This window comes from Streptomyces sp. NPDC048275, from assembly GCF_040652275.1.
Taxonomy (GTDB): domain Bacteria; phylum Actinomycetota; class Actinomycetes; order Streptomycetales; family Streptomycetaceae; genus Streptomyces.
Map to the genome: position 1 here is coordinate 39,579 of NZ_JBEZLR010000041.1, position 19,782 is coordinate 59,360.

Sequence of the window (19,782 nt, forward strand, 5' to 3'; positions counted from 1 at the left end):
GCTCGCAGCGAGAGGTCCGGGGAGGCGGATCAGGAATCGACGCGCGGCTCCCAGCCCTCGTACGCCGCCGTCAGCAGCCCCAGCACACCGTTCGCGGTGACCTCGCGGGGGTTGGGGTACGCCTGCCCGGCGGCCTCGGCCGCGGCCACCGCCAGGTCCGCCTCCTTCAGGCCGAGTTCGGCGAGGGAGCGGGGGGCGCCGAGGCTTCCGGCCAGGTCGCGGAGCGCACGGGGGACATTGTCGGTGCCGAGGGCGCGGGAAAGGGCGGTGATCGCCTGGGGTGCGGCCGGCGCGTTGTACGCGAGGGCGTACGGGAGGACCACCGTGTGTGTCTCGGCGTGCGGCAGGCCGAAGGTGCCGCCGAGGACGTGGCACAGCTTGTGGTGCAGGCCCATGGTGGTGGCGCCGAGGCAGGCGCCGCAGAGCCAGGCGCCGTACAGGGCTCGACCTCGCGCCTCGAGGTCGTCGGGGGCGACGGCGAGGAGCGGCAGGGCGCCCGTCATCGCGCGGACGCCCTCCTCGGCCATGAGCGAGACGAGCGGCGAGACGTCGGGGGCGTACAGGGCTTCGACGGCGTGGGCGAGCGCGTTGATGCCGCTGGTGACCGTGAGGGGGACGGGGAGCGAGAGGGTGAGTTCGGGGTCGTAGACGACGCTACGGGGCTGGACGGCCGGGTCGCGTCCGGTGCGCTTGGCGCCGTGCTCGGTGAGTCCCCAGACCGGGGTCATCTCGGAGCCGGAGTAGGTGGAGGGCACGGCGATCAGGGGCAGGCCGGTGCGCAGCGCGATCGCCTTGCCGAGCCCGATCGCGGAGCCTCCGCCGACCGCGACACAGCCGTCGGCGCCCACCGCGCGCGCCACCTCGACGGCCCGGTCGGCGACCTCGACGGGTACATGCATCCTGGCCTCGGTGTGCAGCCCCGCGCAGGCGTCGCCCAGCGCGTCCGCGACCGCTCGCGCCGTGGCCTCGCCGCGGCTGCCGCAGATCACCAGCACCCTGTGCAGACCGAGCCGCGCGACCTCACCGGGGGTCGCGGACACCGCTGCGCCGGGCCGGAAGACGACGCGGGCCGGCTGAGTCTCGTACGAGAAGTCGAGAGGGGTGTTCATGGGGTTGTTCATACCGGCTCCAGTACGAGGTCGAAGCGGGCGTACTCCCGCGGGTGATCTTGTCAGGGCCGCAACGCCCCGGGCGACGTCGTATCGCGAGTCGCGTGGCTAGACGCCCGGGTCCAGGAAATGGAAGCCCGGCTGGGGATATCTGAGGAATTCCTGCTGGGAGGCGGGTGCGGTGTAGGCGCCCGCGAGGGAGAACACGACGCGGTCGCCGGCCCGCAGCCCCGGCGCTCGGGCATGCCGGACCAGAACGTCCTTCGGAGTGCTCAACTGGCCGGTGAGGGTGACCCGTTCCCTCCGTACCGCCGGTCGCGGCCAGAGGTACGGCCACAGTTCCACTTCGAGTACGGACCAGGGCTGGTCGCGCTTCTTGGTCGCGGGGGTGCTCAGATGAACCGCGGTGCCGCGGACGACGGCGAAGTCCTCACTGGGGCCGTGCTCGACGTCCAGCACCTCGCTCGCGTACCAGCCGCAGTACGCGGTCAACGCGCGACCGGGTTCGATACGCAGCGTCAGCTCTGGGTGGACGGACGTGAGTTGGGCGAGTCCTTCGCCGTACGCCTTCCAGTCGAAGCGACGCTCGGGGTCGTCGTAGTCCACCGCCATGCCACCCCCAATGTTCACCTCAGTGAGGTGAAGGCCGTGCCGCGCGGCCAGTTCCGAAGTCCAGTCGACGATGGCCGCGGCGACCGCCAGGTGTTCCGGAGCGTGCAGCCCGTCGACCAAGTGCGCATAAACACCGCGGAGTTCGAGGGCCGGATAGCTGCCGTCGGTGAGCAGGCCGATGATCGTCTCCGCCTGCGCCGGGTCGAGGCCGGAACGGGTGCGGCGGCGGTCCGTCGCGAGGTCGCTTCCGGCGAGCAGGCCGTCGGCCACCGGGAGGTTGAAGCGCGGCAGGACCGCCACCTTGCTGTCCGGAGCGTGCCGCTGGGCCAGCCCGGCCAGCATGTACAGCTCGTACTCGCTCTCGACGTGGAAACGGGTCACGCCCCGCTCCAGCGCGGCCGCGAGCTCCGTCGGAGTCTTGTCGGTACCGCCGAAGGCCAGCGGACGGTCCGGTGCCGCTCGGGTGACGTAGGAGAGTTCGCTGTCCGAGGAGACCTTGTAGCCGTCGACGTACGGGCCGAGGGCGGTCAGGATCTCCGGTTCCCGGTTGGCCTCAGCCGCGTAGTACAGCTCGACACGCTCGGGCAGGGCGTCCCGCACAAACGCAGCGTGTGCACGCAATGCCGCCAAGTCGTACACGTAGGCCGGTAGTTCGGTGGGAGGCAGGGTCAGGATGCGGTCGCGCACCGCAAGCGGGGGTGTGGTCATGAGGAACTCCGGGTCGTGTGGCGCAGGATATCGGTGGCACCCGGGGAGGGAGGCGAGCGGCCCGGCGACGAGGCGGACCAAGCGGCGCGCGGCCCGGCGACCCGGCCGGACGGCAGGCGGAGGCGGCATCGGCATCGGCATCGGCATCGGCATCGGCATCCTGGCGAGCACAAACGCCCCGGAGCGTTACACGTGCCACAGGAGGCGCAAGGATCACCGGGGCCGTGGTGTCCCGCTCCCGGTGCCCGGCCCGTCGGCTCCGGCGGAGCGTGTCGGGAATGCCGACCGCTCGTCCGGTTCGGCACGGTGGTGGGGGACCAGGAGACGCGCGCCGTCGCCTTCCGGCTCGCCGGCGCCCACGCTCGCGGGGTCGGCGCCCTGTGGCATTTCACGATCATCCTGTTCCGCGACTCCATACCCGAGGCCTCGCTACGATCTCTACCCGGTGAGAGATCCGTCAGCACCTCGAGCCGCTCACGTAACGGGATGAACGACGTCACACCCGGCGAGCCGCGGCATCGTCGACGGCATGCGCAACGTGCGTCGGGGGGGGCCGGCCCCGAGGCGGCGGCTAGGACCTGTCCGGTCGATCACGGTGGAGGAAAGCAGCGGTGTGTGCGCGTCTCCGCGGTGATCGACCGGACAGGTCCTAGTTCCTCACGGCGACGAAGCCGAACAGATCGGGGATGCCGCCCGGGCCCGTCTCCACGGTCCGTATCACCCTCAGATCGGCCGCCACGGTGGCGTTGAGGAGGTCCGCGAGGGGGATGTGCCAGGCGCCGACCCGGGCGCGGACCCCGGCCGGATTCCACGCCTCGAAGCTGCGCGAGCGGTCGGCGTACCGCTCGTCGACCACGATCCTGGGCCGGTCGCTCCAGTCCGCGAACGCGCCGATGAAGCAGGGGTGCACCCCGAGGTGCACGAAACGCCCGCCGGGGTGCAGGACCCGGGCGGTCTCGCGCAGCACAGCGGCGTAATCGGGTACGTCGGTGCTGGCCAGCACGCACACGGCGGCGGGGAGGGAGCTATCGGCGAACGGAAGGGCTGACGCGTCGGCCACGGCGACCGGAAGCCGCTGCGCGGCATGACGCAGCTGCCCGGGCGAGAGATCCACTCCCACCGGTGTCCATCCCAGCCCGGCGAGCGCGGGCGCGTGGGCGCCCGTCCCGCAGCAGACGTCCAAGCACGGCCCGTCCCCCGGGCCCAGCAGATCCTGGATCGTGGCGTGCACCCGCTGGATGTATGGGCCGGCCGCGGGCGACATGAAATCGTTGTACCAGTCGGCGTGTTCGTCGTACAGCGCTGTCATCCCAGGAGTCATGCCGCCGACGCTACGGACGCGCCGCGGGTCGTGCGACCGTGTTCACCCAGGGCTTCAGACCACGCCGGAGGGCGTGGTCCTGCGGACACTCCAGTCGAAGCTGCCGCGACAGACCACCGTTCCCGCCGCGTCGGTGACCTCGGCGTGGGTGGCGGACCGCGCCCGGTCGGTCCGGCCCGACAGCAGGGGCAGCAGGGTGTGCCGGGCCTCGTCACCGAGGCGGCAGGCGGCCACCAGCCTCCCTCGTGCGGGGGCGAGGAATTCCAGGGAGGCTGCTCTGCCCAGGGGCACGACCCCCTGGAAATCGCCGTCGCCCGAGCTCGCGGCGATGATCGCGCCCAGCCCCACGGCGTCGACGAGGGTGATGAGCCCACCGGAGTGCAGCGAGCCGATGACGTTGGTCAGCGCCTGCGGTGTCTCCAGCGCGACCTCGGCCGCGCAGTCGGCGGCCCGGAGCACCTTGATCCCGGCCGTCCGGTGGGCCGGGACCGGCTCCAGCAGGGTGCGCGCCAGCGCCGTCATGTCCATCGCCGCAGCCTCGCACGGATTCCTTACGGCCGAGTGAACGATCGCGTGACTTGATTGAGGGACAACGGCCGACGGCTCTGCGGCAGGACGCCGACGGGTCCGGCGCGCGGCGATCCGGCGGTGCGGGCGGGCGTACCTGGGCGATCTGCCGCCGGAGGAGGCGGAAGGCGCGAAGGGCGGCGGTGCCTTGCCGGGGGGCGGGCGCGCTGTCGGGTGAGGCGGCTACCCGGTGAGTGTCTGGGTGCCGAGCACGGTGAGCAGCGCGAGGCGTTCGGCGTCCTCGGTGTCGGGAGCGGCCGTGTAGATCATGATGCGCAGGTCGCTGCCCGCCACGCTGAGCACATCGCAGTCCAGCGACAGGGGGCCCGCCTGCGGGTGATCGATGGTCTTGCGGGCCGCCTCGTGGTGGCCGACGGCGCCGGACTCCCACAGTTCGGCGAACCGGTCGCTGTTCGTGCGTAGTTCCGCGACCAGGCGCCGTAGCCGCTGGTCGGCCGGATAGCGGCCGACGGCCGCGCGCAGGTCGGCGACCAGCGCGGCCTCGAACGCGCGCAGGGACTCCGGTGTGTGCCGGGCCCGGGTGCCGGGGCCGAGGAAATGGCGCCACACGCCGTTGCGCTGGCAGCCACGCCATCCCGATGGATCGCCCATCAAGGCCGCGTACGGCGGGTTGGCTGTGAGGAGCGTCCAGGCGGCGTCGTAGACCGCGACCGGGGTTCCGGTCAGTCGGTCCAGCAGTCGCTGGACGCTCGGGGGGATGTACGCGGGTACGGTTTCCGGGCCCGGCGGGGCCAGCCCGGCCAGCCGGAACAGATGTGCACGCTCGGTTCCCGACAGCCGCAGGGCCCTGGCCAATGCCTCGACGACCTGCGCCGAGGGGTGGGAGGCGCGGCCCTGTTCGAGGCGGGTGACGTAGTCGACGGAGATCCCGGCCAGCAGAGCCAGCTCCTCACGGCGCAGTCCGGCCGCGCGCCGGTGCCCACCGGCGGGTAGCCCGGCGGCCTCCGGTGCCACCCGGTCGCGCCAGCGGCGCACCGCCTCGCCGAATTCCGCCGTCGCCATGCCCACCAGTGTGCACCGGCAACCGTGGATCAGCCTGGCACTGGCAGTCCCAGGAAGGCGGGACTCCTGGCTGACCGCCCCGACCGGCGGGAATCTGGAGGCATGACAACAACACTGATCACCGGAGCGAACAAGGGTCTCGGCTTCGAGACCGCCCGTCAGCTGGTCGCGGCAGGCCACACCGTCTACATCGGCAGCAGGGACGCGGAGCGTGGCCGCCATGCCGCCGAGCTGCTGGGGGCGCGGACCGTCGTCATCGACGTCACCGACGACGCGTCCGTCGCCGCCGCGGTGAAGACCATCGAGGCCCACGGCGGACTGGACGTGCTGGTCAACAACGCCGGTGTCGAAGCACGTGGGGAAGGGAACACGGTGGTCGGCGCCGCGGACCTGACCGCCGACATGATGCGGTCGCTGTTCGAGACGAACGTCTTCGGCGTGGTGCGTGTCACCCATGCGTTCCTGCCGCTACTGCGGCGGTCCGCCGCCCCGGTCGTGGTCAACGTCAGCAGCGGCCTGGCCTCGCTGACCCGGCTCAGCGCCGAGGGCACACCGGCGTACGCCTACCCGGGGGTCGCCTACCCGGCGTCGAAGACCACGGTCAACATGATCACCGTGCAGTACGCGAAGGCGTTTCCGGAGATGCGGATCAACGCGGTGGAGCCCGGTTTCACCGCGACGGACCTGAACGGGAACACGGGCACGCAGACCGTCGAGGAGGGCGCCGAGATCATCGTACGGATGGCGCAGGTGGGCCCCGACGGCCCGACCGGAGGCTACGTCGACGCCTCGGGCCCCCTCCCCTGGTGAGGGCTCCGGCTCGATCACCTGCCGCGCAGATCCGCCGCATACGGCTGGTGGGCCACTCGTCCGCCGTCCACGCGCAGGGGGTGCCCCGTGATGCGATTCCCGGTGCGGGCTCGGTCGATCCGGTCGGCCATGACAACGTATCCGCCAGATCTCGTACGATCGATCAGCCTCCGTCGAGGACGAGGTCGGCCGCCCGCCATGCCATGGCCATGATCGGCCCATTGAGGTTGCCTGACACCATGGTCGGCATCACCGAGCAGTCGACGACGCGCAGCCCCTCGACACCGCGCACCCGCAGCCGCGAGTCGACGACGTCGTCCTCGGCCGGCCCCATCGCGCAGGTCCCGACGGCGTGATATCCGCAGCGCCCGTGTTCGAGCCCGGCGTCGATGATCTCCTGGTCGCCGCGCACCTCGGGGCCGGGCAGGGTTTCGGCTTGAATCCGCCGGGCGATCGGCTCGGTCTCGAAGAGTTCCCGCATCCGTCGGAAGAGGGCCGTGCCCACGCCCCGGTCATGTTCGGAACCGTAGTAGTTGGCCGTGATGACGAGCGGGGCCTCGGGATCGGCCGAGGTGATGTGCAGGCTTCCCTCGGCGGTGGGGCGCAGTACGTAGCCGAGGCCCATCACTCCGGGCTCCCGCTCCACGCCGTTCTCCTTGCCGGGTACCTCCGGTTCGAGGGAAATCGGCGCGATCAGCAACTGCGCGTCCGGGCGGGCCAGTTCGGGGCGGGTCTTGAAGAAGGCGATCACGTCGAAGGCGGGCGCGGCCAGCGGTCCGCGACGGGTCGCCAGGTACTTCAGCCCGGACAGCCCTTGCCGGAGCGGCGTGCTCAGCGACTTGTTGTAGCCGAGGTTGTCCGCGAGTCGATACTGGACGACGAAACAGCGGTGTTCACGCAGCCTGCCACCGACGTGCGGACTGTCGGCCACCACGTCGACGCCTGCCGCCTTCAGTGTCTGTGCCGGGCCGATGCCCGACAGCTGGAGGATCTTCGGTGTGGCGATGCTGCCCGCGGACAGAATCACTTCGCGGCCGGCGCGGAACTCGGCCTCCAGTCCTTTGCTCCGGGTGCGGACGCCGACGGCCCGGCCGTTCTCGACCAGGACCTTCGTGACCACGGTGTCCACGGCCACGGTCAGGTTCGTCCGGTCCTGGGCCGGATGCAGGAAGGCACGGGCGGCGCTGAACCGCTGCCCGTCCTTGATGGTGGCCATGGCGTAGCCGATGCGCTCGTCGTCGCTCGCGTTGAGGTCTTCCGTACGGCTCCAGCCGAGGTCGGCGCCCGCCGCGATCGCTTCCTCGCAGAGCTGTTCCGGCCGCGCCGCGGTCGAGATGTGCAGCGGTCCACCGGCTCCCCGGACCTCCGAGGCACCGAGCGCGTTGTCCTCGATCCGCTTGAAGACGGGCAGCATCGTGTCCCAGCCCCAGCCGGGATTGCCGAGCCTTTCGAGTTCGTCGTAGTCGGCACGGTCACCACGGTTGTAGACCATGCCGTTGACGGAGCTCGATCCGCCCAACGTCCTGCCTCTGGTCCACAGTTCGACCCGGCCGGTCGGCCCCACCGGTTCCACCGGGTAGTGCCAGGCGAACCGGGGGTCGCCAAGGAGCTTGCCGAAGCCCTTGGGCATCCTGATCAACGGGCTGGAGTCCCTTCCCCCGGCCTCGATCAGCAGCACGCTCGTCCGCGAGTCCTCGGAGAGGCGGTTGGCCAGCACGCAGCCGGCGGAACCGGCCCCCACGATGATGTAGTCGTACGCCGTCACAGGTGCACTCCCTCTGGTCGATGCCGCCGCGCCACTCCGCGGCGGACTCCGGCACGATGCCCCGTCGCACAAAGACGAACCCGGACTTCGCCGAGGTCGAGGCCGGCCGGACGTCCATGGGCAGGGTCATGCTGGCCCCGACGCCCGCCGCCGGGCCGTTGACCGCGGCGATGACCGGCTTGGCCGAGGAGCACATCCGCAGCGAGAACCGGCCGCCCCCGGTGTCCCGGTGCCGGGCGCCCGCCTTGCGGTGGTCGAAGGAGCCGCTGCCCGTCGGCGTCCGCACACCAGCCCCGCCCGGCGCCGGTCACGACGATGACGCGTACGTCGTCGGCGTCGGCCGCGTCCAGGACGTCCGGCAGGTCGCTCATCATCTGCGCGGCGATCACGCCGTCTGCCTCAAGCCCTCGGCGACTTCAGACCGCAAGAGTCCGGGCCGCGCTGAAGGGCCACCCTGGCGTTCCTGCCGGTGGCTCGCGGCGCGCCTGTGGTGGGCTGGCCCCATAGTGAAGACAGGGAGCATGCAGCCGTGGCGGCTACGGGATGGTACGGGAGAGTGTGTGGCGAGGGCACCGATCGACTACGAGGCACTGTTCGCCGCGACGCCCAGCCCGAATCTGGTGCTGGGTCCCGATCTGGTGATCATTGCTGTCAATCAGGCGTATCTGACGGCGACCGGCTTCACCCGGGGGGATCTGGTGGGCCAGTACCTGTTCGACGCGTTTCCCGACAACCCTGGGGACCCACAGGCCGACGGGGTGCGGAATCTGGCTGCGTCTCTGCACTGGGTCCTGCGCTCGAAAGAACCGGACACCATGGCGGTGCAGAAGTACGACATCCCCGTCGCCGGCCGGCCAGGAGTGTTCGAGGAACGGTGGTGGTCCCCGATCAACACTCCCATCCTCGGGCCGGACGGGCAGGTGGCGTGGATCATCCACCGGGTGGAAGACGTGACCGATTTCGTGCTCTCCCGCCCGTCGCTCCCCCGCCCGGGAAGGGGGCTCAGTGTGCGGGAGACGACCGAAGCCGAGCTGTACGCGCGGGCCCGCGAGCTGCAGCGGCTGAACGAGGAACTACGCAGGGCCCACGCGCGGGAACGCCAGGTCGCCGTCACCCTTCAGGAGGCCATGCTCCACTCGCCCGATCTGGCGCGGCACTCGAACATCGCCGTGCGCTATCTGCCCGCCGCCGGCTCCCTGAACGTGTGCGGCGACTGGTACGACGTGGCCGACCTGCCGGACGACGGCTTCTCGGTCGCAGTCGGCGACGTCGTCGGCCACGGCCTGGAGGCCGCCGCGGTCATGGGCATGCTCCGGAGCGCTCTGTCCGCCGCCGTCCGGGCCCTGCACGAGCCCGCCAGAGCCCTGGAAGTCCTGGGCCTGTACGCCCGCTCGGTGGACGGTGCTCTGGCCACCACGGTGGTGAAAGTCGTCATCGACGTCCACGCCCACCAGATCGTCTACAGCAGCGCGGGCCATCCTCCGCCGGTCCTGGTGCACGCCGACGGCACCTTCGACCTGCTCGACCAGGCCACCGACCCACCGCTGGGCGCCCGCCTCCACCACACGCCTCGCCCGCAGGCCGACCTGCTCTACACCCCCGGCGACACCCTCGTGCTCTACACCGACGGACTCATCGAACGCCGCGGCGAGGACATCGATACCGGCCTGCACCGTCTCACCGACGTCCTCACCCGCCACCGCTACATGGCCCCCGAACACCTCGCCGACACGGTCCTCGCGCACCTCGGCGTGAGTGGCGGCGGCCGCGACGACATCGCCCTGATCACCGTGGCGCTGTAGACCACGAGCGAAGTACCGAGGCGCCCATGTCTGACCACAATCTCAGCCGGTCCAACGCGATGGCTTACGCGGCGGCCGACATGGAACCACCACCCGTGGCCCGTATCGTACGGAGCGGGGCCCGGCCGGCGTCAGGCCGTGCCCAGGGCGGCGAACAGGAAGTAGACGGAGAGCGCCATCGCCGCCACGAACAGCACGACCCCCGTTCTGATGTACCGGTCGAGGAGACGCAGGCGCCGGTCGCGGAACTCCCGGAAGCCGCTCTCGTCGGCCACGGCGGCGAGGGTGGGAACCAGCGCGAGGATGAACGCCACGGCCGCGAGCAGAAAGAGAACCATGGGCAGCACGCTCAGTCGGCCGTTGAAGGATCCCGATATCCCCTTGATCCCCACGTAGTTGAGCACGGCCGTGTAGACGGGTATCGCGCCGCTGCTGGTGGTCAGCATGGTCCGGCAGAAGTCGAGTGCCGTCGCACGTGACCCCTTGCGCCACTCGGAGCGTTCGCCGTCATTGCCCCCCGCCACCGCGGCAGCCGCCTCGGGGAGCGCGACGGTCACGGTGGCGCCCGCCGAGGGGTCGACGGGACCGACGTAGGTCTCGTTCTCGCCGAGTTCCAGCTCTACGACGATCGGCGCACCCGTCGTCGGGCAGGTCAGACCGGCGCTGGGCGTGACGCCTCCGAAGGTGAGAACGGCACGTCGGCCGAAGCCGAGCGCGAACCGGTGCCGCTCGGCGCAGTGCGGACACCGCTCCACCACGTACTGCTGGATGCGCGTGATGGGAATCGAGGAATCTGCCACACTTTCACACTATCGGCCGGATACCGTATTTGGATGGAAGAGATACTCTTCTCCGGCCCCGGCCCGGCTCAACAGGGCCCGGCTCACCCGGACTTGGCTCAGCCGGACGAGACAGTGGCCCGCGCCGTGCCCCGTTCGCTGGGGGTCGCCATCCTGGAGGCGGCGTTCATCCAACTGAGCAGCAGCGCGGAGGGGCGGGAACTCTACGGCGACCCGCAGCGGGGTGCCACGCTGGAGCAGACCTGGCGCACTTTCGGCCTGCTGTCCGGAGTGCGTCCGGTCTGTCTGCTGGCGGCCGGACGGCCCGAGGTGCCGACCGCCGCCATCGAGCGCGTGATCGCCTTTCCCCCGGCCGCTCTGGTTGATCTCCTCGCCCGGGCCCTCATCACGCTCGACGCCAGGGGCATACCCGTCAATGTGTACGACGGTCGCTCCGGGCACTGCATCAATCTGATGGCCGCCGACGACGACACCGTCCTTTTCCACGATCCCTGGCCGGGCCGATCCCTGTTGTGCCACGAGCAAAACGCCGCGGGCGTGGACGCGGTGGAGCACGAGTACGGCTGGCTCATCACCAGGGCCGACCTCGGCAAGGTCATCTTCTCGGCCTTCCTGTGGCCGTCGGTGTGGGGTGATCTCTCGGGAGAGCCGACCCGGGTGCCGTACGCGGACCTGCAAAACAGCGACTTCTTCAGCTTCTTCCACGTGCACGAGACGGCCGGCGGCCGTACGACCGAAGCGGACGGAACGAAGGTGCGCCTCAAGACCGGCGGCTTCCAGGAGCATGTGGACCTCACGCTCGACCTGGACTCCCGAGGGCGGGTGTCACACGCGGCACTGTGGCTGCGGCGAGAGTGGATGGCGGACCTCAACCCGTTCGCGACGGACATCGCCAAAAGTTTCCTGGCCGGCTTCGTCACCGAGCAGAGCCGTGAGCGGGTGGCTCCGATAGTGGATCTGCTCTGGAATCTGGGCAGGCTCGACCGGGCCACCGCCGATCGCGTGCTCCATGACGACGCCCAGGAGTACGCGGTCGTACGGGCATACCTCGGGGTGGACGACGAGGCCTTCGCCGCACTGGCGAGCGAGACGCTGCGCGCCGAGAACGTCGATCGGGAAGGCGCCGCCTGGTTCAAACTGGCGATCACGCCCTGGTAGGACGCCTCACAGGCATCAGAATCGAGTACACCGCGCGGGCGGCGGGTCCTGCAGTGCCGGACACCCCATTAGTCAGTTTGTTTTGCCAACTAACGGCGATTCGGCGGCCGCTACCAGCTGAACGTGGTGTCGGCCGACGGCAACGAGGTGACCACCTGGCCAGGCACCCGCCTCGGCGTCGACATGGCCGTCGAGGACGCGCAGGAGACTAGCGACGTACGGTGCCGTACCTGATGGTCACCCGGCACCGCTTCGCACCGGACGCGCGTTCGGTGGCTGGCTGATGCCGGTGGTGCCGCCGTTGGTCTCAGCCACGACGGGCGCGCTGCTCGTCCCGCACATGCCGGCCGGGCAGGCGCGGCTCGCCCTGCTGCTGGGCTGCTACGCGATGTTCGGGCTCGGCCTGGTGGCGGCACTGCTGGTGCTGGCCATGGTCTATAGCCGCGTGGTGCACCATGACGCGCCCACTGGTGCGATGGTGCCTACGGTGTGGATCGGCCTGGGGGCGCTGGGCCAAGTCGTGACGGAGCTGGGTGCGCTGGCCGCAGCGGCGCCGAGTGCGCTGCCCGCCCCGTACGCGCACGGCGCGGCAGTCTTCGCGCTGCTGGCGGAGTGGGGGTGTGGGGCTTCGCCATGCTGTGGCTGGCACTCGCCGCGGCGCTGACCGTACGGGAGTTCCGAGCGGGGCTACCTTTCGCGCCCACCTCGTGGTCTTTCACCTTCCCCCTCGGCGCCTGCGTCACCGGCACCGGCGCCCTCGCTGCCCGTACCGGCTCACAATTGTTCGTCTGGGCTGCCGTCGTCCTCTACACCCTGCTCATCGCCGCCTGGGCCGTGGTGTCCTACCGCTCACTGCGCCACGCCGCTGCGCACGCGGGCGGGCCGGAGAGCCGGGCGTAATCCATCACCTCGGCGCTGTCTACGACGCGTGCGGAGCCGCATCCCTCAGGGACAAGAACTCCGCCCGCATGATGCTCGTCCGGGCTGGTCCGAACCCGGCTGGTGCCGATCGCGTAAGACTCGATCGCTCGCTGAGCGACCGAGCAGCATGAGCCAGGAATCTCCCTCGCTCACGAAGGAGAGGATTCAATCTCCTCAGTCGTCGCAAAAGCCGGGCGCCTCCCCCACGGAGGGCAGGACCAGATGCGCGAGGTCCCCCGGCGGCGGTGTCGTCACCGACCACAGCGGAGCGGGGCTGCCGTCGGCGACCGCGGCCGGCGCGTCGGTCAGGTTCATCCGCCGACGGAGCCGGCCATAGAAGTCCATCGGCCCCAGCCGGACCGCGCGCAGGCGCCGCGGAGCGGCGTAGACCCCGATCCAGTCCCCTGGATGGAGCACGCCGCGCAGCTGGCCGTCGATGCTGACGGCTGCCTGGCCCGACCGCTCCAGTACCCGCAGCCCGATCGGCTCGTCCGGCGCGGCCACGACCGAGCGGTTGAACGCCATATGTGGGGCGACCGGTGTGAAGATGAGGGCCTCGGCACGCGGCGAGACGACCGGGCCTCCGGCGGCGAAACTGTAGGCGGTCGAGCCCGTCGGCGTGGCCACCAGCAGTGCGTCGGCGGAGTACGACGCCAGGAGCCGTCCGCCGACGTAGACGCCGACCGACACCTGCCGGTCCCTGGAGAGTTTCTCCAGGACGACGTCGTTCAACGCGATGACGTTCAGCGCGATGCCCCACTCGTTGTCGGACTCGCAGTCGGTGCGCACCTGCGGGGGCGGCAGCAGCGGCCCGCGTCCGTACCGCAGCAACGCCTCCATGTCGGAGGGCACCTCCAGTCGACACGAGGCCCGCAGGGTCAGCAACATGCGGCTCTCCACAGTCAGCCGCCCCTCACGTACGGCGTCCAGGGCCGAGCGCACCGAGTCCACCGGGACCTCCGTCAGGAAGCCGACCCGACCGAGGTCGACACCCAGGACCAGGGCGTCGTTCTCGGCGGCCAGCCGAGCGCCGCGCAGGAAGGTCCCGTCACCGCCCAAGGTGACAATGAGGTCAGGATCGCCCGCGGCGGCGACCTCTTCCCCGGCGCTGCGGCGCCCGCCGTCCTGCCACACGTCGATGTCCGCGCACTCGGCGCCCTGATCGTCGCACCACGCACGCACCGTGCGCGCCGCGAGCGCGGCTTCCCGCCGTCCGCCGTGCACGACCAGGCCGATACGATTCACCGTCACGTCTGCTCCCACGCACCCACTCATCGGCTTCGTTACCCGCGAGGGCCAACCGCCCGGCGACCATGCGTCACATGCGTACATGCGTCATGCTCGCCGCGAACCCCCCACCGGGTGGAGACGCCACGCCGCCCGTTCTCGGTCGGTCCGTGCAGCCTGTCGGTGTCGGCCCATCGGCGAGGGCCATGTGAGGGGCCCTGTCACTCCCTGGAACGCCGCTCCCCGGCACAACACGCTCTGCCACGGAGCGGCCGAAGTCGCAAACCTGGATCTGACTGGAAGATCCCGCAGGAAGCAGCAGTTGTGAACGACGTCAGGCCCGGTTCGGAACAGGTCTCAGGACCGGCCGTCCTGGGTGGGCCGCAGCCGCGGGGCAGCCGGTTCGCCTTCGATGCCATCGGCACCCACTGGCAGATCGACACGGACGAGCCGTTGAGCGCGAGCCTGCGCTCCCACCTCCTCGACCGGACCCGACGGTTCGACGCCACGTACTCCCGCTTCCGTCCGGACTCCCTGGTGTCCCGGATCGCCACCGCCGACGGGGGCCGGTTCGAGTTCCCCGAGGACTCGATCAACCTTTTCGGTCTCTACGACCGCCTGTACACGGCCACTGAAGGCGCCGTGGACCCGCTCGTCGGCCGGGAACTGGAACTCCTCGGCTACGACCCTGCGTACTCCCTCACTCCCGCGCCCGACGAGGTCCGGGCGGCCGAGCGCACGCGGGGCCGCGCGAGCTGGGGTGCGGACGTCGACCGGGACGGTACGACCCTTGTCACACGACGGCTGCTGGTGATCGACGTCAGGGCAGCCGGAAAGGGCTACCTGGTCGACCTCCTCTCGGCGATCCTTCGCGAAGCCGGCCACACCCGGTTCGTCGTCGATGGGAGCGGCGACCTGCTCCATGCGGGTGAGCGGGCCATCCGAATCGGCCTGGAATCTCCGTCACGGCCGCGATCGCCGGCTGTGCCACCACGGACACGGACAGCGCGAACACACCGTCCGCTTCGAGCACCGGCACCGCCTCTTCCGGCTCCGCATCCGGCCGTGGCCCGTACAAGGACGGCGAATACACCGTGGACGGTGAGTACGGGACCCGGGGATCGAGTCGGGGTGTCCGTCACCCTCGAAGACGACGAGATCACCGCTGTCGACATCACTCCCCACGCGACGGACGAAACGTCGCTCGAGTTTCAGAGACGCTTCGCCGAGGCGGTCCCGGCCGTCGTAGTCGGCAGGAACATCGATGACGTGGCCCTGGACCGCGTGGCGGGGAACAGTCACACGCCCGACGGGTTCAACGACGCCCTCGAAAAGATCAAGACCGAAGCCTCCGGGTGAGGCACCCTCCCGGCACAGGGCTCGCCGGCCTCGGGAGACATGTTCAAGGAAAGGACCGCGCCGGACCTCGCCCCTGCCGTCGCACCGCGCGCCCAACTACGGGCCCGCCACGGTGCGTTCTTCGTCACCGGCAACCACGAGTACCTCTCTGGCGCCGAGCTGGGGGTCCCCAGGCTCTCAAGGCTCTGGGAGAGAGTCGAGGAGGTACGCGAGTTGGGGCGGCGCCCGCTGGAGAACGCCCGCGCAGAGCTGTCCGGCTTCGACTTGGCCGGCGTCAAACAACGTCCGGGGGGTAAGAGGGGGTTGCAGCAGCCTCCTTCGTGCGCCATCGCGCACACCGTGTGGTCCCCAACTGGTCCCCACAAGCGGGTGCTGTTTTGCCATCAGGGAGCGGTATTCGTGAGGGGACAGCCAGGGCGGCGGCATCGCCCGGCGATGGCGACCTCCATACAGCACGATTGGATGGGCGGCTCCTGACGGCCCGCCAGGGCGTTCGGCGTGTGCGATCACCGCATATGCCGAACGCCGCGGCGTTGTCGGGTGCATCCAGGGGGACGCTCCTTCTGCCGCGAAGGTAGCTCAGAAACCACTCGGTCAGGGATCAGTCGAAGAGGGAGAGGTCGATGGACTCCGCGAGGGCGGCATAGCCCGCGTCACTGCCGTGGAGGTTGTCGCCCATGTGCAGGCCGCTGCGGATGCGGCTGGGATCGGCAGGGTCGCGCCACACGGCGTCGAAGTCGAGCACGCCGTCGAAGGCGCCGCTTGTGCGGATCCATGCGTTGACCTGCTCGCGTGCCTTGTCACCCTCGGCGGAGTACATTTCCGAGCTGCCGTAGGGGGCGATGGTCGCAGCGTAGACCTTTACGCCGTGCGCGCGGGCGCGTGCTGCCAGCTGAAGGTGGGCCGCGATGATGTCGTCGACGCCGACGGGTGAGCCAGGGAACATCGAGAGGAATCCGGCGGTCTCCTCGGTGCGTGGAGCGAAGGAGAAGATGAGGTCGTTGCCCACGGCGATCACCACGTGGCCGAGGCCGGGCGTGGCGAGGATATCGCGATCGAAGCGGGCGAGGGCGGCTGTGCCGATGCCGTCGATGAGCATGCGGTTGCCGCTGATGCCCTGGCTGACCACACAGCGTGCCTGTCCGCCGCGGGCTGCCAGACGTTCGGCGAGCCTGTCCGTCCAGCGTCGGTCGGTACCGGGGGTGGATCCCATGCCATCGACGCGAGAGTCGCCGATTACGGCGATGGCCTCGGTCGGTGTCTCAGGCTGTACTTCCACGGCCGTGATCAGGGCTTGTGCTGGCAAGGGGGCGGCGTCCGCGGGCAGCGACACGAAGGCGGTCGCGTCGCCGGGGATGAGCCAGCCGAGCGTGTGGAAGGTCCCGTGGCAGGTTGCGGTGTCGACTCGGTCAGGCAGGTAGAGGCTGATGGTCAGCCGCGACAGCGCGGCGGTCCGCAGATCGATGGGGTCACTGAGGATCGGCGCGCCCGCCGGCACGGTGGCGCTCGGCTGGCCGCTGAAGGTCACCGCGTGATCGCTTCCGTGCTGGATTCCGTCGTCGGTGTCCGTGATGGCGACACGGGCGGCGCCGATGGTCAGCGGTGCGGTTCCGTACTCGTTGCTGATGCGGATGCGGATGCGGTGTCCGCCGCCTGTGATGCGGACGATCTGCCGCAGCGTCGCGTTCTCGAAGGGCTCGATGCAGCTGACGGAGTTGTCCGGTGCCTGCGGGGAGGCGCCCCAGGTGCGAACCCATGCAACTGTGTGCGGGGCAGAACCTTCGCAGCTGGAGGGGGTGTTGATGGCGCTGTTCACGGTCGTTGCCCTTCGGCTGTCGGGTATTACGGCGGTGCTTGAGGTGTTGGTGCGCGACGAGTTCGGTGGCAGGCGGCCTTGCGTGATGCGGTAGAGGGGCCTGGGCCTCGTTCGCGGTCTTGCGCTTCCAGACACCGATGCTCCGGCGCAGGGGAGGTCGATCCGCAGCGGGTGAACGGCACCGCGTCTGGAACGGGCGGGGAGCCGCCGGTCGTTCTAGCTCTGCGGCGCGCCGAACCACTGGGCAGCCGCCTGCTCGAACGCGTCGCGATCCGGGGCGGGCTCGCTCGCCCAGGCCACGACGCCGTCGGGCCGAATCAGCGCGGCACCCAGCCCGAGGTCGTTGCGCGCCGGGCCGGCCGCGTAGTGGATCCGGCCTGCCCACCCCTTGGCCGCGACCTGCAGCGCACGGTCGGTGCTGAAGTCGAGCACAACTCCCTGCCCCTGGTGCAGCAGTTCGCCGAGGCGAGTGCCGTCCTCGAAGCGGAAGTCCGGGGCGGTGCGGCCGATGAGGGGCTGTTCGCTGCCCAGGTCGTAGCGGTTGAACAGCCCCGACGTCTTTCGGTACACGTGGGTCGTTCCGTTGGTGGTGCTCATCAGATCGTGGACGAGTTGACGCAGCGCGGGGGCGTTGGGGCCCGGCTTCATGGTCGCGACCTGGGCGCGGGACCAGTCGAGCACGGCGGCGCCGACGGGGTGCCGCTCGGTGGTGTAGGTGTCGAGCAGACCCTCGGGAGCGGAGCCACGCACGGTGGCGGCGAGCTTCCAGCCGAGGTTGACGGCGTCGCCGATGCCGAGGTTGAGGCCCTGGCCGCCCAGGGGCGAGTGGATGTGTGCTGCGTCGCCAGCGAGCAGCACCCGGCCCTCGCGATACGTCGTCGTCTGCATCGCGCGGTCGGTGAAGCTGGAGGCGAGATGGACCTCGTTCAGCGTCACGTCGGTGCCGCTGATGCGGCGCAGGACCGTCTGCAGGTGCTCGCGGGTCAGCGGCTGGGAGCGGTCGAAGGTGCCGCCGTCGAAGTCCATCATGCCCAGGTGCCCTTCGAGGGGCGTACGCAGATACATGCCGTTCGGCGTCAGGTTGAACCCGAGCGGCAGCTGCTCGGGATCGGCGAAGGTGACCTTGGCGACGTAGCCGGTGAACAGTGGCTCGGTGCCGACGAATTCGATGCCGGCGAGCTGACGAACGGTGCTGCGCCCGCCGTCGCAGCCCACCAGCCAGCGCCCCTGGTACTCCTGGCCGCCTGCCGTGACGAGGACAGATTCGGTGTCCTGCGCCACGGCCGTGACGGGAGCATTCCGGATGTTCTCGGCTCCGAGCGCGGTGGCCCGCTCGGACAGCACCGCTCCGATCGCTTCCAGGCTCGTCATGAACCCCTCCATCGCCGGGCTGGGCAGCCGGGACGGGAAAGCGGCTGTGTCGATGTCGGCCGCGTCGAGCGTCATGCCCGCGAAATGGCTCAGCTCACGAGGGTCGGGCGCCTCGACCGCTTCCGGATCCGCGCCCACCTTCTCCGGGTTGACTCCCGAAGCCTGCGCCATCGCTTCCAGAAGGCCGCGGCGGTAGAACGTCTCGGCCGACCCGGCGTTCAGGCCCCGCAGCCCGAGCGGGAACGCTTTCAGGGGCGAGGTGAGTTCCGGGTCCCGCTCAAGGACCAGAACCGAGCAGCCGGACAGGGCCAGCTCGCTGGCCAGGAACAGACCAACCGGGCCGCCGCCCGCGATCACCACGTCATGCATGAGAGGTGTCCCTTCGAGAAACGAACGATGGGGTCACCCGGCCAGATCGGCCGGGTCAGCACAGATGGGTGAGGCCGTCGAGGATGACGGCGATGCCGGTGAGGAACTGCTCGCGGTCGTCGTGCTCTCTCATCTGGCCGACGATGGCGTGCATGAACGGGTAAGCCTGCGGGTCGAGCCCCTGCCATGCCGTCGACGCCGCGTCGAAGAACTCGTCGAGATCCCCGCTGGGGTCGATCCCTGAGGTGTCCCCCTCAATGCGGGCGTTCTGGCTGACGGCTCCGAGGATGTAGTGCACGAGCGTCGAGGCCGCGTCGAACCAGGAGGCTCGCGGCACGCCCAGGGCGCCCACCTGCCCGCCGATCCGCTCGAAGATCCCCACCGTCACCGGGCCGACCGGATTCCGGATGATCTGGAGGGTCAGCCGCGTGGCAAGCCACTGATGTGCGGCGATCGCGTCGAACAGGGCCAGCGCGACGACACGGATCTCGTCCCCGGGCGTGGCCCCGGTCCCGGCGGGCCGGGTCGCCAGGGCCGCACCGATCACGGTTTCCGTCGCCGTGTCGAGCAGCTCGTCACGGGTGCCCACGTGGTAGTAGATCGCCCCGGAACCGGTGGACAGCCGTTCGGTCAGCGCCCGGATGGTCAGCGCGCTCTCGCCGCCCGCATCGAGCATCTCGACCGCAGTGTCGATGATCTGCTCCCGGGAGAGCACCTGGTTGCGCCGCTGTGGTCGGCGTGCTCGCGTCGTCATACCTCGACGGTGCCACATTTGGTGCAGCGATCCAAATTAGTGCGCCGTACCAAAGTGGCGTACGGTCCCGAGGATTCGCGGACTTGTGTCTTTCGCCGCTACTCGTAGCCCCAAACAGGTGACCGTGATCTCTGTGCCGACGGCGTCGTGGGCACATCCCCCACACCCGGCTGATGCCCGCCTGCTCTTGATCGTCACCACCCCCAAATCAGCGACAGAGCCCAAAGAAGTGGACCAGAGCCCGCAGTCACCTACCTGGCCACCCCTCTCGGCCGTGCGGCTGACGCTCA

The 19,782-nt window shown here is 70.1% G+C and carries 17 protein-coding genes and 3 pseudogenes; 8 read left to right on the forward strand and 12 right to left on the reverse strand.

Annotation, left to right across the window (positions count from 1 at the left end):
- Window positions 1-29: 29 nt before the first annotated feature.
- The 5 genes from AB0D57_RS23915 to AB0D57_RS23935 all read right to left on the reverse strand — a co-directional run bounded on the left by AB0D57_RS23915 (window position 30) and on the right by AB0D57_RS23935 (window position 5,340).
- The gene (locus tag AB0D57_RS23915; RefSeq protein WP_362076374.1) at window positions 30-1,109 is read right to left on the reverse strand and encodes a maleylacetate reductase; all 1,080 of its coding nucleotides are present in this window, start codon (window positions 1,107-1,109) and stop codon (window positions 30-32) included.
- A gap of 108 nt (window positions 1,110-1,217) precedes the next feature.
- Entirely contained in the window at window positions 1,218-2,429 is a 1,212-nt protein-coding gene (locus AB0D57_RS23920) for a type III PLP-dependent enzyme (protein ID WP_362076377.1), read from the reverse strand.
- Between the two features lie 649 nt (window positions 2,430-3,078).
- A complete protein-coding gene (locus AB0D57_RS23925; protein ID WP_362076380.1) occupies window positions 3,079-3,750 on the reverse strand; it encodes a class I SAM-dependent methyltransferase in 672 nt (223 codons plus the stop codon).
- Between the two features lie 54 nt (window positions 3,751-3,804).
- The gene (locus tag AB0D57_RS23930; protein ID WP_362076383.1) at window positions 3,805-4,278 is read right to left on the reverse strand and encodes a DUF4442 domain-containing protein; all 474 of its coding nucleotides are present in this window, start codon (window positions 4,276-4,278) and stop codon (window positions 3,805-3,807) included.
- 222 nt (window positions 4,279-4,500) lie between these two features.
- Window positions 4,501-5,340: a helix-turn-helix transcriptional regulator gene (locus tag AB0D57_RS23935; protein ID WP_362076386.1), complete on the reverse strand. Its 840-nt coding sequence runs from the start codon at window positions 5,338-5,340 to the stop codon at window positions 4,501-4,503.
- A 102-nt stretch (window positions 5,341-5,442) separates the two neighbouring features.
- Here AB0D57_RS23935 and AB0D57_RS23940 point away from each other — a divergent pair, with 102 nt between their 5' ends.
- Window positions 5,443-6,150 carry an SDR family NAD(P)-dependent oxidoreductase gene (locus tag AB0D57_RS23940; protein WP_362076389.1) on the forward strand — a complete coding sequence of 236 codons (708 nt, stop codon included), beginning with the start codon at window positions 5,443-5,445 and terminating at the stop codon, window positions 6,148-6,150.
- A gap of 163 nt (window positions 6,151-6,313) precedes the next feature.
- On the opposite strand, the gene AB0D57_RS23945 is transcribed toward AB0D57_RS23940, so the two are convergent.
- Both AB0D57_RS23945 and AB0D57_RS23950 read right to left on the reverse strand, forming a co-directional pair.
- Window positions 6,314-7,915: a GMC family oxidoreductase N-terminal domain-containing protein gene (locus AB0D57_RS23945; RefSeq protein WP_362076392.1), complete on the reverse strand. Its 1,602-nt coding sequence runs from the start codon at window positions 7,913-7,915 to the stop codon at window positions 6,314-6,316.
- 91 nt (window positions 7,916-8,006) lie between these two features.
- A pseudogene (locus AB0D57_RS23950) lies at window positions 8,007-8,111 on the reverse strand (enoyl-CoA hydratase); the annotation flags it as partial.
- 325 nt (window positions 8,112-8,436) lie between these two features.
- On the opposite strand from AB0D57_RS23950, the gene AB0D57_RS23955 reads away from it, so the two are divergent.
- Window positions 8,437-9,717: a SpoIIE family protein phosphatase gene (locus AB0D57_RS23955; RefSeq protein WP_362076395.1), complete on the forward strand. Its 1,281-nt coding sequence runs from the start codon at window positions 8,437-8,439 to the stop codon at window positions 9,715-9,717.
- Window positions 9,718-9,848: 131 nt separating this feature from the next.
- Here the strand turns inward: AB0D57_RS23955 and AB0D57_RS23960 are convergent, their stop codons facing one another.
- On the reverse strand, window positions 9,849-10,517 hold the full coding sequence (locus AB0D57_RS23960; protein ID WP_362076398.1) for a hypothetical protein: 669 nt from the start codon (window positions 10,515-10,517) through the stop codon (window positions 9,849-9,851).
- Window positions 10,518-10,550: 33 nt separating this feature from the next.
- On the opposite strand from AB0D57_RS23960, the gene AB0D57_RS23965 reads away from it, so the two are divergent.
- The 4 genes and pseudogenes from AB0D57_RS23965 to AB0D57_RS23980 all read left to right on the forward strand — a co-directional run.
- On the forward strand, window positions 10,551-11,675 hold the full coding sequence (locus AB0D57_RS23965) for a hypothetical protein (protein ID WP_362076401.1): 1,125 nt from the start codon (window positions 10,551-10,553) through the stop codon (window positions 11,673-11,675).
- 301 nt (window positions 11,676-11,976) lie between these two features.
- The gene (locus AB0D57_RS23970; protein ID WP_362076404.1) at window positions 11,977-12,339 is read left to right on the forward strand and encodes a hypothetical protein; all 363 of its coding nucleotides are present in this window, start codon (window positions 11,977-11,979) and stop codon (window positions 12,337-12,339) included.
- On the forward strand, window positions 12,309-12,575 hold the full coding sequence (locus tag AB0D57_RS23975; RefSeq protein WP_362076407.1) for a hypothetical protein: 267 nt from the start codon (window positions 12,309-12,311) through the stop codon (window positions 12,573-12,575). The genes AB0D57_RS23970 and AB0D57_RS23975 overlap by 31 nt, the downstream gene beginning before the upstream one ends.
- Window positions 12,576-12,601: 26 nt before the next feature.
- Window positions 12,602-12,727: pseudogene (locus AB0D57_RS23980) on the forward strand (RNA-guided endonuclease TnpB family protein); the annotation flags it as partial.
- Window positions 12,728-12,770: 43 nt separating this feature from the next.
- Here AB0D57_RS23980 and AB0D57_RS23985 read toward each other — a convergent pair.
- Complete coding sequence (locus AB0D57_RS23985) at window positions 12,771-13,847, reverse strand: NAD(+)/NADH kinase (RefSeq protein ID WP_362076410.1); 1,077 nt, start codon at window positions 13,845-13,847, stop codon at window positions 12,771-12,773.
- Window positions 13,848-14,147: 300 nt separating this feature from the next.
- Between AB0D57_RS23985 and AB0D57_RS23990 the strand changes: the two genes are divergently transcribed.
- Together AB0D57_RS23990 and AB0D57_RS23995 are read left to right on the forward strand one after the other, a co-directional pair.
- Window positions 14,148-15,182: an FAD:protein FMN transferase gene (locus AB0D57_RS23990; RefSeq protein WP_362076412.1), complete on the forward strand. Its 1,035-nt coding sequence runs from the start codon at window positions 14,148-14,150 to the stop codon at window positions 15,180-15,182.
- Between the two features lie 63 nt (window positions 15,183-15,245).
- A pseudogene (locus AB0D57_RS23995) lies at window positions 15,246-15,458 on the forward strand (hypothetical protein); the annotation flags it as partial.
- 325 nt (window positions 15,459-15,783) lie between these two features.
- On the opposite strand, the gene AB0D57_RS24000 reads toward AB0D57_RS23995, so the two are convergent.
- From AB0D57_RS24000 to AB0D57_RS24010, 3 genes are all read right to left on the reverse strand, one after another.
- Window positions 15,784-16,998, reverse strand: a complete 1,215-nt coding sequence (locus tag AB0D57_RS24000) for an SGNH/GDSL hydrolase family protein (protein WP_362076416.1) — start codon at window positions 16,996-16,998, stop codon at window positions 15,784-15,786.
- Between the two features lie 216 nt (window positions 16,999-17,214).
- A complete protein-coding gene (locus AB0D57_RS24005) occupies window positions 17,215-18,738 on the reverse strand; it encodes an FAD-dependent monooxygenase (protein WP_362076419.1) in 1,524 nt (507 codons plus the stop codon).
- Between the two features lie 55 nt (window positions 18,739-18,793).
- Window positions 18,794-19,492, reverse strand: a complete 699-nt coding sequence (locus AB0D57_RS24010) for a TetR/AcrR family transcriptional regulator (RefSeq protein WP_362076422.1) — start codon at window positions 19,490-19,492, stop codon at window positions 18,794-18,796.
- Window positions 19,493-19,782: the final 290 nt, after the last annotated feature.

Excerpts from the sequence above, each read along its gene's own strand:
- AB0D57_RS23915 (WP_362076374.1), bottom strand. The coding sequence starts at position 1,109 with ATGAACACCCCTCTCGACTTCTCGTACGAGACTCAGCCGGCCCGCGTC.
- AB0D57_RS23920 (WP_362076377.1), bottom strand. The coding sequence starts at position 2,429 with ATGACCACACCCCCGCTTGCGGTGCGCGACCGCATCCTGACCCTGCCT.
- AB0D57_RS23925 (WP_362076380.1), bottom strand. The coding sequence starts at position 3,750 with ATGACTCCTGGGATGACAGCGCTGTACGACGAACACGCCGACTGGTAC.
- AB0D57_RS23930 (WP_362076383.1), bottom strand. The coding sequence starts at position 4,278 with ATGGACATGACGGCGCTGGCGCGCACCCTGCTGGAGCCGGTCCCGGCC.
- AB0D57_RS23935 (WP_362076386.1), bottom strand. The coding sequence starts at position 5,340 with ATGGCGACGGCGGAATTCGGCGAGGCGGTGCGCCGCTGGCGCGACCGG.
- AB0D57_RS23940 (WP_362076389.1), top strand. The coding sequence starts at position 5,443 with ATGACAACAACACTGATCACCGGAGCGAACAAGGGTCTCGGCTTCGAG.
- AB0D57_RS23955 (WP_362076395.1), top strand. The coding sequence starts at position 8,437 with ATGCAGCCGTGGCGGCTACGGGATGGTACGGGAGAGTGTGTGGCGAGG.
- AB0D57_RS23965 (WP_362076401.1), top strand. The coding sequence starts at position 10,551 with ATGGAAGAGATACTCTTCTCCGGCCCCGGCCCGGCTCAACAGGGCCCG.
- AB0D57_RS23975 (WP_362076407.1), top strand. The coding sequence starts at position 12,309 with ATGCTGTGGCTGGCACTCGCCGCGGCGCTGACCGTACGGGAGTTCCGA.
- AB0D57_RS24005 (WP_362076419.1), bottom strand. The coding sequence starts at position 18,738 with ATGCATGACGTGGTGATCGCGGGCGGCGGCCCGGTTGGTCTGTTCCTG.
- AB0D57_RS24010 (WP_362076422.1), bottom strand. The coding sequence starts at position 19,492 with ATGACGACGCGAGCACGCCGACCACAGCGGCGCAACCAGGTGCTCTCC.